Origin of the sequence: Nocardia sp. CA-135953, from assembly GCF_050955735.1 — a bacterium.
Taxonomy (GTDB): domain Bacteria; phylum Actinomycetota; class Actinomycetes; order Mycobacteriales; family Mycobacteriaceae; genus Nocardia.
The window spans coordinates 5472221-5485170 of sequence record NZ_CP192082.1; the positions used below are offsets into that span (position 1 = coordinate 5472221).

A 12950-nucleotide genomic window follows, 5' to 3' on the forward strand; every position below is an offset into this window, starting at 1 on the left:
CTACCAGCCGCGTTCGCGCCATTCGCCGAGGTGCGGGCGTTCGACGCCGAGCGTGGTGTCATCACCGTGACCCGGATAGACGACGGCGTCATCCGGGTAGCGATCGAAGAGCTTGGTGGTGACATCGGAGTAGAGGGAGTTGAAGTCTTCCGGATTGGTGGTGCGGCCGACTCCACCCGGGAAAAGGGAGTCGCCGGTGAACAGATGCACGCCCGGACCGTCTACCAGGGCGAGGGCGACCGAGCCCGGAGTGTGTCCGCGCAGGTGGACGACCTCGAAGGCAAGGTCGCCGACCTCGACGAGGTCGCCGTCGGCGAGTAATCGGTCGGGGCGCACCGGGAGCGGTTCGGCATCGAGCGGATGCGCGGCGGTCGGTGCACCGGTGGCGGCGGCGACCTTTTCCAGGGCCAACCAATGGTCCCGGTGCTGATGGGTGGTGACGACCAGGGCGACGCGGGCAGGCGTCTCCTGGTTGACGAGTTCGATTATCCGGTCGGCTTCGTTGGCAGCGTCGATCAGCAGTGCCGCGCCGGTGGCGGTGCACTGCACTAGATAGCAGTTGTTGTCCAGGCCACCGACGGACATTTTGATTACGCGAGCACCGGGGACGTCCCGCTGTTGCGGATTCGATCCACGGGACACGTGACCGGTGTACGGCAGGTCGATCGTGATCACAGTTCGATGCTAGCCAGCTAGATTCATCCCATGCCGTTGATAGCGCCGATTCGTCGAATCCGCAGGTTCGCCGCGGTGGTCCTCAGCGTGGCGTTTCTCTGTGTCGCGCCGGCCGGTGGCACGGCGGGCGCTGAGCCACCGCTGCGGATGGGACCGTATGTCGTCGACTCGGCGCAGGTGCTCGATCAAGGACAACTCGATCGGGTGTCAGCGGCGGTCGACGATCTCTACGCCGATCAGCAGATGCGGCTCTGGGTCGTCTACGTGCACGATTTCAACGGGATGAGTCCGCAGACGTGGGCCGACCGCACCGCGACCATGTCCGGATTCGGTGGGCGTGATCTGTTGCTCGCCGTCGCGACCGAGGATCGCGCCTATTGGTTCAAAGGCGAATTACCCAGCAGTGTCAGCGATTCCGAGTTGGACACTGTGTTGACGCGCGATGTGGAGCCCGAGCTGCGCAACGCCCGGTGGGCCGACGCCGGGGTAGCGATGGCCGACGGGCTGGATTCGGCGATGCGCGGTGGTGGGGTGAACGGACGGACGCTGCTGATCGTCGCCTTCCTGATTGTGCTGATCGTCGTTGGGCTGGTGTTGTATTCGCGCAAGCGGCGCGCCGACCGCAGGCGGGCCGAGTTGGCGACAGCACGGCGACTGGATCCCGATAATTCCGCCGCGCTCGCGGCATTGTCAGTGGATGCATTGCAGGACCGGTCGAAGGAGGTGCTGGTCGAGATCGACAATGCCGTGCGGACCAGCGCCGAGGAGTTGGCGTTGGCGACCGGTGAATTCGGCGATACCGCGGTCACCACGTTCAGCACTGCCTTGGCGAATGCGAAATCGGCTGCTGCCAAAGCATTCTCGATCAGACAGCAGCTCGATGACGATATTCCCGAGACACCGGATCAGCAGCGCGTCATGCTGGTCGATCTGATCGGCACGGTCGGGCGGGCCGATCGGGAACTCGACGCTCAGGTGGCCGAATTCGATGCGATGCGGGATCTGCTGATCAACGCATCCGCTCGCTTGGACGGGCTGACAAGGGATTTGGTCGAATTGACCGGACGCGCGCCGGGTTCGGAGACCGAACTCACTCGGCTCACCACCGCGTATCCAGCCAGCGTGCTCGCACCGGTTCGAGACAACGTGACCATGGCGCGCGAACGAATCACCTTCGCCGAGCAGAACATCGAGACGGGACGTACTGCTCTCACCCAGCCGGTCGGCAAACAGGGCGGTGCGGTCGCCGCGATCCGGGCCGCGGAAGGCGCGGTGGGACAGGCGCGCACGCTGCTCGATGCCGTCGACAATGCGGCCACGAATATCCAGCAGGCGACCGATGGACTGCCCGCCGTACTCGCCGAGTTGCGCGCGGATATCGCCACCGCGAAGGAACTGTCGGGCTATGGCGGTGTCGATCTGCACGCCGCCATCACGGCGGCGGAAACGGCCCTGACCATCGCAACCGCCACCGCGACCAGCGACCCATTGGACGCCTTCCACGACGCCGTCGCGGCCGATAACGCGCTGGACCTGGCCAATGCCGCCGCCACCGACCGCAAGCTTGCCGCCGAGGATCTACAGCGCCGGCTCGACCGGGCGCTGATCGATGCCCGCGCCCGGATCGGCGCGGCAGCCGACTACATCAGCACCCGACGCGGCGGCATCGACGCACAGGCACGTACCCGCTTGTCCGAAGCACAGCGCAATCTCGATGCGGCACAACAGCTTTCCACCAGCGATCGGGCGCAGGCCCTCACCAGCGCACACACCGCCGCCGACCTGGGTGCTCGCGCATTGCAGGAGGCGCAGGCCAGCGTGCGGGCCTGGGAGAACAGCCAACCATCATCGGGCACAGCGCAGGCCGGTGCGGTGCTCGGCGGAATTCTGATCGAGGGACTGTTGCGCGGCGCCACCCATCAACGCTCCGGCGGCTACATCCCCGGTTCGTTCGGCGGTTCCAGCGGATCCCGCCGCATCAGCCGGGGCGGCCGATTCTGAGGGGTTGACCCTGACACCGTGTGAGGCCATATACCAGGAGTCGTCATGTTCAGTATCGGAGACTTCGCCAGACACGGACGGGTATCGGTACGAATGCTGCGCCACTACGACGCGATCGGGCTACTGCGGCCCGACCGGGTCGACGCGGCGACCGGCTACCGCTACTACGAGGGCGGCCGGCTCGCTCGGCTCAATCGCATTGTCGCACTGAAGGATCTGGGCTTCACCCTCGAACAGGTGGGCCGGATCCTCGACGACATGGTTGACACCGCGGAACTGCGCGGCATGCTCGCGCTGCGCCGTGCGGAGTTGGAGCAGCAAATCAGGGGCGATCGCGCCCGGCTCGTCCAGGTCGAAACGCGACTCCGAATTATCGAGAAGGAGGGCGCTATGCCCGCCAATGATGTGGTGGTCAAATCCATCCCGGCCGTCCGGGTCGCCGAATTGACCGGCATTGCAGCCGATTTCGAGCCGCAGACGATCGGCCCTGTGGTCGGGCCGCTGTTCGACCAGCTGTGCACCCGCCTGGAACAGGCAGGCGTCGCCATCGTCGGACCCGCAATCGCCTACTACGAGGAGCAGCTGGACGGGTCCGTGCATGTGCACGCCGCTATGCCGGTCAACGTCGAACCCGCCGCGTCCTACGAATTCGCGATCTTCGACCTACCCGCGGTGCCGCAAGCGGCCACCGTCGTACACCGAGGCAGCATGGACGAGGTCCTGGAACCGTGGCAGTCCCTCGGCAAATGGATCGATGCCAACGGATACCGTTCCGCAGGCCCGGCCCGCGAGGTGACCCTCGAACACACCAAGGACCCTTCCGGCTGGGTCACCGAACTCCAGGAACCCATCCACACCTGACAGCGCGGTCAAACCTCGACGGTGACGGCGTGGTAGCCGGTTGGGCCGGAGGGGAAGGGTGAGCGTGGGGTGCCATCTTGGACTTCCCCGGAGCGGCTGATGGCCCGGGCCTGGATGGTGTGTTCGCCTGCGAGCAGGTCGAGGGTGGTGCGCCAGCGGCGCCAGGCGGTGGGGGCGAGTTCGGTGCCGAGATCGACTGGGCACCAATCGCCTCCATCGATGCGCAGCTCGACGGACTCGACGCCGTGCGGCGGCGCCCAAGCCACCCCGGCTATGCTGGCAGCGGCACGGCCTGGCGTGGCAACGTCGATGCGGGCCTGCGGCGTCACCCAGATCGGATCCGACGGCCAACCGCGCCCCGACACCGATGGCGGCGGCACCGAGCACACCCCCGCGTTCTCTGTTGGTCCGCACCGTTCGAACACCCGCTTTCCTCGATCACAACGTTTTCGCTACGAACCTACCGGCCCCTCACTGCTGTAGGGCACCGGTGAACCGGGCCAACAACTCTCGCAACTGTTCACGCTCCTGCGCACTGAAGGCGGCGGCCACGCGGCGCTCGATGGCGGCGGCCTTGGCATCGGCCTTGGCGAAGGCTTTGCGACCGGCGGGGGTCAGGCGGGTTTCGAGTACACCGCGATGCCAGGGATGCGGTGTCCGCTCCACGAAACCGCGCTCCTGCAGGTTCTTGAGCACCACTGTCATCGCCTGCGGCGTCACCATGCATTCCCGGGCGAGGGCGGCAGCGGAGATGCCCGGGTTCTCCGACAGCGCGTAGAGCGCCGCGTACTGCGGCACCGTAAGCGGTTTGACCGCCTCGTGTTTGACGGCCATCAGCTCCTGCTCGGCGCGCTTGAGGTCCAGACCGAGCCGCTGCTCCGCAGGCAATTTCATAAGTGTCAAAGATAGCTGAACTATCAAAGCCTTGATAGTCTTTGAAACATGGACGACCCCGTAATCCCCGAGAGCCACGCCGATTTGCTATCGCGACCGCTGTTCGCCCATCTCGCAACGCTCAACCCGGACGGCACTCCGCAGGTGACACCGGTATGGCAGGTGTGGGATGGCGGGCGCCTGCGCTTCACGACCACGATCGATCGACGGAAGGCCGTCAATACCAAGCAGAATCCCGAAGTCGCGGTGAGCATCAACGATCCGGACAAGCCATACCGCTACCTCGAGGTCCGCGGCGTCATCGAGGCCATCGAACCCGATCCGAACGGCGAATTCTTCGATGTGCTCGCGCGGCGCTACGACCTGCCGTATCAGCGTCCGGTCGCCGACCATCCGCGCCGGGTCGTGCTCGTCATGCGCCCGACACACGCAACCTACCAATAGCAGCAGGCGCCCTCAGGAGCTGACGGCCTCCTCCGCGAGGGCCGTCAATTCGTCGCGCACCGCGGGCACGAGCCGGTCGGCATCGCGGCCGAGCACACCGACGGTCAGTCGGCCCTCGAAGGTATAGACCAGGAAGGTGACTGCCGCCGAGGCGCCCGCGGAGGGACGCGGATGAGCGGAGACGTAAACGATCTCATAGTCGGTGAGGGCGATATTCGAGGGGATGCGGAAGGCGGGCACGGCACCGGTATTCGTCACCGCGACATGTCCGGCCAGTGAGTGGATCCGGGTTGGGCCGAAGTAATCCGGGAAGTGCAGCACCGACTGCTGGACGATGCCCTCGGCCAGATCATGCCGCAATCGGGCCGAAATGTGTTGGGCCAGTTCGAGGATGTCCGCGGAGAGGTCGACCGCCGCGGCGAAAGAGGCCAGACCCGCCATATTGGTGCCTTCCGCACGCGCGACCGGCGGGTCGAGGCGGGTGCGCATATCCACCGGATACAGACAGCCGAGCGGCACGGGATCACCGGTGACCCTGGCCTTTTCCGAGGCGAAAGCGCGCAGCAGGGCGGCGGTGACCACGCCGTTGACGGTCACTCCCGGATAGCGCCCGAGGCCGATGATGCGGGCGCTCGCCTGCTGGTCCAGGGTTATGCGACGCGGCTGGACCAGTGCGGCGGGCGCGGGGATCGCGGGTGCGCGCGGAATGACCTCGGGCTCCAGCGGCTTGGTCACATTCTCCAAACCGGAGATCGACGAGCGGGCGATTCCACGCGCCGAGGTATGCCATTCCAGCGATTGCGGATAGTCGTGCGGCACAACGGTTGTCGTCCCGGATTCGACGTAATCGGTGTAGAAGTCCCATAGTCGGGTGAGGAGTTCGACACAGTGGCCCGCGTCGGCGACGCTGTGGTGCGCGAAAAGTGTCACGCGCGAGCGGCCGCGCTCGGAGCGCACCACATCCAGGTACGCCAGCTGTCCGGCCGGATCGATCGGCTCCGGAATGCGGATGGCGTCCGGATCACCGAGGCTCGCCGTCATGCCGATCTCCGGAGCCTCGCCGCGTCGTAGCAGATAGCCGCGGCCGGTAGCGTCCTCGGCGATCCGGCAGGTCACCACCGGATAGGCGCGCTGCAGTGCGGTGAAGGCCGCCCCCAACGCATTCGTATCGAGATCACCGACGACCGTGACGGATCGCCCGGTGTAGGTCCCCGCGCGCACGAAACGTTGTTCCGAGGCACCCAACACCCGCACCAAAACCTCCTCATCCCACAACACATCGCTCAGGGTGCGGCAACTACAGACCGGGGCGCAAACCCGGAGCCGCTCCGACTGAGAGAGACTGCCCACATGAGTCCCGCGGCACACATCAGTCTTACGACGCATCTGGAAGAGCTGGGTTTTCCGTTGGTGGTAGGCCAGTTGGCGCATCCGACGGTGGCGGGCATCGCCAAGGGCGATCTGCCCGAACCGGTCTTCCGGTCCTGGCTCGAACAGGACTATCTGTTCCTGCTGGACTACGTGCGGGTGTTCGCCCGACTGGCCTGGCAGGCGCCTGCGTCACATCTGGGCGATCTGGTGGATCTCGCGCACGCGACGTATCACGAGGAGCTGTGCCTGCATCGGTCGCTGGCCGCCGAATTCGGCGCGGATCTCGATGGTGCGACGAAGGGTGCGCCGTGCGCGGCCTACACCGCATTCCTGCTGGAGTCGGCCGCGTCCTACGCCGACGGACTGGCTGCGCTGTACCCGTGCATGTGGGGCTATTCGACGCTCGGCACAATCCTGGCCGAGAATCCGCCGTCGGAACCGCGCTACCGTCGCTGGGTCGACACCTACGCCGACCCCGGATTCGCGGCGCTCACCCGCCGCTGCGGGCAGATGCTCGACGAGGCGGGTGGCGATCCGGCGCGTGCGGAAACGCTATTCCTGCAGGGCATGCGCCACGAATACGAATTCTGGGAGGTGCCCGGCTAGGGGTGCAGCACGATCTTGCCGCGGGTGTGGCGCTGCTCCAGTTCGCGATACGCCCCCTGGACCTTGTCGAGGGGATACACCGCCGCGACAGGTACCTCCACCGTGCCCGCGGCAGCCAGATCGGCGAGTTCGGCGAGTACATCGATGGTGCCCGCGGCGGCATTGCCGTCGGTCTTCACGCCGTACCTCTCGGCGGCCTCCCAGTTGACTATGGTGTCGATGCGTTCGACCGCGACGCCGAGTTCGATTGCGATATCGACATATTCGGCACCGAACGTGTCGATGAACGCGTTCACGCCATCGGGAGCGGCCGCGCGGATCCGGTCGATCAGCCCCGCCCCATAGGCCACCGGAATCACCCCGACCCTGCGCAGCCAATCGTGATTGACCTCGCTCGCGATGCCGAGAACCGTTGCGCCCCTGGCCCGCAGGAGTTGTACGGCGATCGAACCGACGCCGCCCGCCGCACCCGAGACCGCGACCGTATCGCCCGCTTGCGGATCCACGGCCCGGACGGTCGCGAAAGCCGTTGTCCCGGCGACATACAACGATCCGGCGACATCCCAATCCAGTTTCGAGGGTTTGAGCGTCACCTGCTCGGCGGGCACCACCACGTGGGTGGCATGACTGGCCCGCTCACCGGTGAATCCGAGCACCTCGGCCCCGATCTCGATCCCGCCGACACCCGAACCGATCTCGACGATGCGACCCGCGAAATCGGTCCCCTCACCCGATGGGAATGTCGCGGGCCAACGCTCGTGCAGCGCGCCCGAACGGATATACCCCTCCCCCGGATTGATACCGGCCGCCACGACCTCGACGACGACCCGACCGGGTCCCGCCTTCGGCATCGGCACCTCGACCACCTTCAGCTCTTCGATTCCGCCATAACGATCGAACTTCACAGCTCTTGCCATATCCGGCTCCCGCCTACTCGGTGACATACGCCGTCAACCGAGTAACCCCGCAGGAAATTTCCATGCACCGACGATCTTCGCGACGCCCTGCCATGGACGGCACCAGGCTCTAAGCTGATACCCGTGGGTGAGGAAAGGCTGCGGGCATCGGACGCAGACCGCGAGAAAATCGCCGAACAATTGCGGATGGCGATGAACGACGGCAGATTGTCGCTGCACGAATACGACGAGCGACTCGAACAGGTTTACGCCGCCAAAACCTATGGCGAGCTGAACCCGCTGCTCTCGGACCTGCCCGTACCGCGCAAAGCGGCGCCCGCGGCACAACGAGTGCCGCAATGGGTCATCATCATGTGGATTCCCTGGGCCGCGGTCAACGCACTGTGCATCACGATCTGGGTGGCCACCGGCGCGGGATACTTCTGGCCGTTCTGGGTCGCGGTGCCGTGGGGGTGCGCGCTGCTGATCCCGAGCGCGATCGGGATGCTCGTCCAGTCGAACCGGAAACCTGGTGCCGAATTCACCTCCGGCGCAAGAAATCCGCGACCTCCGGAATCCACTTAGCGGATACGGACCCCAGCGGCACGCCGACATGCGAAACGCCCTGCCGCGGCGCGACAGGGCGTTGATCGCCATCGAATTCAGGCGCCTATGAGATGCTGCGCCAGGTAGCCCTCGACCTTGTCCAGCGCAATCCGCTCCTGTGCCATGGAATCACGCTCGCGGACGGTGACCGCCTGGTCTTCGAGGGTGTCGAAGTCGACGGTGATGCAGAACGGCGTGCCGATTTCGTCCTGGCGCCGGTAGCGACGGCCGATGGCGCCGGCATCGTCGAATTCGACATTCCAGCTCTTACGCAGCTGTGCGGCAAGATCTTTCGCCTTCGGCGTCAGATCCGCATTGCGCGACAACGGCAGCACCGCCGCCTTCACCGGCGCGAGCCTGCGGTCCAGCCGCAGACTGATGCGCTCCTCCATGACGCCCTTGGCATTGGGCGCCTGGTCGACGGTGTACGCATCGACCAGGAACGCCATCAGCGAGCGGGTCAGGCCGGCCGCGGGCTCGATGACGTAGGGGGTGTAGCGCTCATTGGTGGTCTGGTCGAAGTAGCTCAGGTCACTGCCGGAATGCTCCGAATGGGTCTTCAGATCGAAGTCGGTGCGGTTGGCGATGCCCTCCAGCTCACCCCACTCGTTGCCCTGGAAGCCGAAGCGGTACTCGATATCGGTGGTGCCCGCCGAGTAGTGCGACAGCTTGTCCTTCGGATGCTCGAACAGTCGCAGGTTCTCCGGGTCGATGCCGAGATCGGTGTACCAGGCGAACCGGTTGTCGATCCAGTACTTGTGCCATTGCGCGTCCTCACCCGGCTTGACGAAGAACTCCATCTCCATCTGCTCGAACTCACGAGTACGGAAGATGAAATTGCCGGGGGTGATCTCGTTGCGGAAGCTCTTGCCGATCTGCGCGATTCCGAACGGCGGCTTCTTGCGCGCGGTAGTCATCACATTGGCGAAGTTGACGAAGATGCCCTGCGCGGTTTCCGGGCGCAGGTAGTGCAGACCCTCTTCGGACTCGACCGGGCCGAGGTAGGTCTTGAGCATCATGTTGAAGTCACGCGGCTCGGTCCACCGACCGACGGTGCCGCAGTCCGGGCACACCACCAGCTCCATCGAGACCGAGTCCGGATCGTCGATCTTGTGCTTGATCGCGTAGGCCTCCTGCAGGTGGTCCTGCCGGTGCCGGTGGTGACAGTTCAGGCATTCGACCAGCGGATCGTTGAACACGCCGACGTGGCCGGAGGCGACCCACACCTGACGCGGCAGAATCACCGACGAGTCGAGGCCGACCACATCCTCACGGCTGGTGACCATGGAACGCCACCACTGCTTCTTGATGTTCTCCTTGAGTTCGACACCCAGCGGACCGTAGTCCCACGCCGATTTGGTGCCGCCGTAGATCTCACCACACGGGTACACCAGACCCCGGCGCTTGGCGAGGTTGGCAACGGTGTCCACCTTCGACTTGGGTGCCACTCGAGAATTCTCCATCCACTACGAGTCGGATTCGATTGCGCCGAGTCGCTCGACTCGGCGGAAGATTGCCCTCCAGCCTATCGGCACCGGCCAACCGGTTTTGCACCGCACACGCCTAGTCGTCGGCGCGCTCGTTTGACATGCGCAACTGTGCATATCAAAATGGAATCGCTTTCCAATAAGGAGTTGGTTCGATGACCGCCGAGACCACTGCCGCCCACCCGCACAACCCGTACCGATCACCCGCGCCGGTGCCGGTGCCGACGCGGAGCGTCCTGGAGGACGCGGGCGAGTTGCTACGCGCCCTCGCCGCCCCGGTGCGCATCGCCATTGTGCTCCAATTGCGTGAATCTCCGCGTTGCGTACATGAATTGGTCGATGTTCTCGGTGTCACCCAACCGCTGGTCAGCCAGCATCTGCGGATTCTCAAGTCCGCGGGCGTAGTGCACGGGGAACGCTCCGGCCGGGAAGTGCTGTACGAACTCGTCGACGACCACCTGGCGCATATCGTGGTCGATGCCGTGGCCCATGCCGAGGAAGGGTGATCGTGCCAGACAAGACGGCCTTGCCGGAAAAGCCGGTGGGCATTCGCAGTACCCGCCAGCGCAGTGCGATCGCCGCACTGCTCGGTGATATCGAAGAGTTCCGCTCCGCGCAGGAGTTGCACGACGAATTGCGCCGCCGCGGCGAGGGCATCGGGTTGACCACCGTCTACCGCACCCTGCAGTCGCTGGCCGATGCCGGACTCGTCGACGTATTGCGCACCGACACCGGCGAATCCGTGTACCGACAGTGCTCCACCGGCCACCATCACCACCTGGTCTGCCGACACTGCGGTCGCACCGTCGAGGTCGAGGGCCCGACGGTCGAGGCATGGGCCGAAACCATCGCTTGCGAACACGGATTCACCGAGGTCAGCCATACCATGGAGATCTTCGGAACCTGCTGCGAATGCGCGAAGGTGCACCGCACCAAAATGTGATGGCGGTCACATGGTTAACGGCGCTGGCGCCGAGGAAGATTTCATTGCGAATCACATAACGTCCGGGGGTTCCGGGCGTCGCGCACTGAGATCGAAATCTTCTGGGAGGCAGCGTGCGATCGACCACTTTTGCGGCGGACAGACGCCGGAAAATCACCACAATCGGAGCGGCCGTACTCATCGGCAGCTCCGCCCTGCTCATGACCGCGTGCAACGACAAGGACACCAAGTCGGGACCGACCACGACGGCGTCCGCGCAGAACACCGTCGGCCAGGGCCAGCAGCCGGGGGCGAAAAACGGCCAGTCGACCGTCCGCAATATCGGCAGGACCGGATGGTACGAGGGCTTCGATATCACGGTGGACAAGGCGACCGTGGTGCCCGACGAATACGGCGGCGCCAAGGTGCTGATCGATATCACTTACAAGAACACCACCCCCGACAACAACACGATCAGCAATAACACCTACCTACAGGTCGACAAGGAAGTCGATGGTGGTGCGAGCTTCGACTCGCCGACCGTGCCCGGAAAGGGTTCGGCCACTGGCAAAGTCACCACGTCGGTCAAGACGCTGCACGATGCCGAGCACCTGCTCGACACCATTACCGTGATCTATGGGCAGGCTTCGGATAACCAGACCAAGATTCCGCTGAGGGCCTCAGCTCAGGTCGAAGGTGTCGCGCCGAAGACTCTGAAGGTCACCGGCAAACTGGTGCAGGATCAGACGACGATCGAAATCACCGGCGGCACACTGGCTCCGAGCTACACCAAGAACGAGCGCGACAAGATGGATCTCTCGTTGCACGTCAAGATCATTGGTGGACCCGGGATCGCCGCGGGCGGACTGAATGTCTTCTACGACTACTTCACCGTGAAAACCCCCGGCGGCCAAACAATTCCGGCCGATATCCGCGGGCCGATCAACGAACTGCTGAATGCCAACGAAACCATCGACAACGCGAAGAATTACGTCGTTTTCGTGGTTCCGTCCCCGGCCACCGGCACCTACGTGGTGACCTACGACGCAAACAAGGGTGAGGGCGCCGCCCCGAACTTCTCCTTCACCATCTCCTGACAGACCGACCGACCACAGGCCACCACTGCCGAGCAGTGGTGGCCTGTGGTCGATTTCGGGATCAGACGGCGACCTGTGTGCGGACCGGGGTGGAGTCCGCTGCCGGACGCCGTCCGCGGAGTGCGCCGACACCCAGTAGCACCAGGGCGGCGAGCGCCCAGACGGTAAGGACCACAAGGGGTTTGGTGGCGGCGGCACCGTCGAAGAAGGCGACCGAGCGCAGCAGTGATGCGGCGGCGCCCGGTGGCAGCAATTGGCCGATGGCGCCCCACGGCTGCGGCAGCAGTTCCGGAGCCGAGGTCGCGGCCGAGAACGGGTTGCCGACCAGGAGCATGGTCAGCGCGGCGATGCCGATCCCCGCGCGGCCGATCGCGCTGGACAGGCCGACGACCGCGCCGGAGACCGCGAAGGACACCAGACCGGCGACGGCGGCCAGCGTCAGATAGGGACCGGGAACCACCGACATCCAGGTCTGGATGATGACGATACTCAACAGCCCACCCGCGATGCCGAAGGTGATCAGTCCGATCGCCCTACCACCGACCGACGGAATCAACAGGCTGAGTACCACACCCGCCGCGATACCGGATATGACCAGCGGCAATACCATCGCACCGAAGGCGGTGCCGCGCGGATCGTCCGGATCGGCGGCCACGACATCCTCGACCGGCGTGGCCGGCACACCGGACAGCTGCTGGGCGATCGCGGTGAGCTGTTGCGCCACAACGGGACTCGCGCCGGAGGCGACCAAGACGCGCGGGGCGCCGCCGCCGGTGATGACGGCGCCGTAGACGTCCCGGTTCTCGATCGCCTCGCGCGCCGCCGCTTCGTCGGCGGGATTGCTGATATCGAAGGCATCGGGATCGTGCTGGGTCAGTTTCTCGGCGACCACCGCGGCCTGCGGGCCGCTGACGGCGATGGGCAGATCGCGCGGCGCGATATGGGCCGCGGGCCAGGCGAAGGCGGTCAGCATCAACGCCTGGAGCAGGGCCGCAGCGACGCCGACACCGACTGCCCGCTGGATCGTATTCATGACGTTCTCCCCAAAATCGAATGACCGTTCTCTTTCGATGTGGATACCGTCGCACGA

15 protein-coding genes are annotated in these 12950 nt (G+C 65.2%); 8 read left to right on the forward strand and 7 right to left on the reverse strand.

Going from position 1 to position 12950, the window contains the following annotated elements; genetic code table 11:
- The gene (locus tag ACQPXH_RS25230; RefSeq protein ID WP_433598978.1) at positions 1–675 is read right to left on the reverse strand and encodes an MBL fold metallo-hydrolase; all 675 of its coding nucleotides are present in this window, start codon (positions 673–675) and stop codon (positions 1–3) included.
- Positions 676–705: 30 nt separating this feature from the next.
- Here ACQPXH_RS25230 and ACQPXH_RS25235 point away from each other — a divergent pair, with 30 nt between their 5' ends.
- Both ACQPXH_RS25235 and ACQPXH_RS25240 read left to right on the forward strand, forming a co-directional pair.
- The gene (locus tag ACQPXH_RS25235; RefSeq protein ID WP_433598979.1) at positions 706–2676 is read left to right on the forward strand and encodes a TPM domain-containing protein; all 1971 of its coding nucleotides are present in this window, start codon (positions 706–708) and stop codon (positions 2674–2676) included.
- Between the two features lie 45 nt (positions 2677–2721).
- Positions 2722–3537: a MerR family transcriptional regulator gene (locus tag ACQPXH_RS25240; protein ID WP_433598980.1), complete on the forward strand. Its 816-nt coding sequence runs from the start codon at positions 2722–2724 to the stop codon at positions 3535–3537.
- An 8-nt stretch (positions 3538–3545) separates the two neighbouring features.
- On the opposite strand, the gene ACQPXH_RS25245 is transcribed toward ACQPXH_RS25240, so the two are convergent.
- Both ACQPXH_RS25245 and ACQPXH_RS25250 read right to left on the reverse strand, forming a co-directional pair.
- Entirely contained in the window at positions 3546–3917 is a 372-nt protein-coding gene (locus tag ACQPXH_RS25245; protein ID WP_433598981.1) for a hypothetical protein, read from the reverse strand.
- A gap of 91 nt (positions 3918–4008) precedes the next feature.
- A complete protein-coding gene (locus ACQPXH_RS25250; protein WP_433598982.1) occupies positions 4009–4431 on the reverse strand; it encodes a MarR family winged helix-turn-helix transcriptional regulator in 423 nt (140 codons plus the stop codon).
- Between the two features lie 48 nt (positions 4432–4479).
- On the opposite strand from ACQPXH_RS25250, the gene ACQPXH_RS25255 reads away from it, so the two are divergent.
- Complete coding sequence (locus tag ACQPXH_RS25255; protein WP_433598983.1) at positions 4480–4875, forward strand: PPOX class F420-dependent oxidoreductase; 396 nt, start codon at positions 4480–4482, stop codon at positions 4873–4875.
- 12 nt (positions 4876–4887) lie between these two features.
- Here ACQPXH_RS25255 and ACQPXH_RS25260 read toward each other — a convergent pair whose 3' ends face one another.
- On the reverse strand, positions 4888–6129 hold the full coding sequence (locus ACQPXH_RS25260; protein WP_433598984.1) for a phthiocerol/phthiodiolone dimycocerosyl transferase family protein: 1242 nt from the start codon (positions 6127–6129) through the stop codon (positions 4888–4890).
- A gap of 96 nt (positions 6130–6225) precedes the next feature.
- Here ACQPXH_RS25260 and ACQPXH_RS25265 point away from each other — a divergent pair, with 96 nt between their 5' ends.
- Entirely contained in the window at positions 6226–6852 is a 627-nt protein-coding gene (locus ACQPXH_RS25265) for a TenA family protein (protein WP_433598985.1), read from the forward strand.
- Here ACQPXH_RS25265 and ACQPXH_RS25270 read toward each other — a convergent pair.
- Entirely contained in the window at positions 6849–7769 is a 921-nt protein-coding gene (locus tag ACQPXH_RS25270) for an NADP-dependent oxidoreductase (protein ID WP_433598986.1), read from the reverse strand. The genes ACQPXH_RS25265 and ACQPXH_RS25270 overlap by 4 nt on opposite strands.
- A 123-nt stretch (positions 7770–7892) precedes the next feature.
- On the opposite strand from ACQPXH_RS25270, the gene ACQPXH_RS25275 reads away from it, so the two are divergent.
- Complete coding sequence (locus tag ACQPXH_RS25275) at positions 7893–8333, forward strand: DUF1707 domain-containing protein (RefSeq protein WP_433598987.1); 441 nt, start codon at positions 7893–7895, stop codon at positions 8331–8333.
- A gap of 77 nt (positions 8334–8410) precedes the next feature.
- On the opposite strand, the gene ACQPXH_RS25280 is transcribed toward ACQPXH_RS25275, so the two are convergent.
- A complete protein-coding gene (locus ACQPXH_RS25280) occupies positions 8411–9802 on the reverse strand; it encodes a glycine--tRNA ligase (RefSeq protein WP_433598988.1) in 1392 nt (463 codons plus the stop codon).
- Positions 9803–9996: 194 nt separating this feature from the next.
- Here ACQPXH_RS25280 and ACQPXH_RS25285 point away from each other — a divergent pair, with 194 nt between their 5' ends.
- The 3 genes from ACQPXH_RS25285 to ACQPXH_RS25295 all read left to right on the forward strand — a co-directional run bounded on the left by ACQPXH_RS25285 (position 9997) and on the right by ACQPXH_RS25295 (position 11860).
- Positions 9997–10347 carry an ArsR/SmtB family transcription factor gene (locus ACQPXH_RS25285; RefSeq protein ID WP_433598989.1) on the forward strand — a complete coding sequence of 117 codons (351 nt, stop codon included), beginning with the start codon at positions 9997–9999 and terminating at the stop codon, positions 10345–10347.
- Positions 10344–10784 carry a Fur family transcriptional regulator gene (locus tag ACQPXH_RS25290; protein ID WP_433598990.1) on the forward strand — a complete coding sequence of 147 codons (441 nt, stop codon included), beginning with the start codon at positions 10344–10346 and terminating at the stop codon, positions 10782–10784. Before ACQPXH_RS25285 ends, ACQPXH_RS25290 begins: the two co-directional genes overlap by 4 nt.
- A gap of 113 nt (positions 10785–10897) precedes the next feature.
- On the forward strand, positions 10898–11860 hold the full coding sequence (locus ACQPXH_RS25295; RefSeq protein ID WP_433598991.1) for a hypothetical protein: 963 nt from the start codon (positions 10898–10900) through the stop codon (positions 11858–11860).
- A 61-nt stretch (positions 11861–11921) separates the two neighbouring features.
- Here ACQPXH_RS25295 and ACQPXH_RS25300 read toward each other — a convergent pair whose 3' ends face one another.
- The gene (locus ACQPXH_RS25300; RefSeq protein ID WP_433598992.1) at positions 11922–12893 is read right to left on the reverse strand and encodes a hypothetical protein; all 972 of its coding nucleotides are present in this window, start codon (positions 12891–12893) and stop codon (positions 11922–11924) included.
- Between the last annotated feature and the right edge of the window lie 57 nt (positions 12894–12950).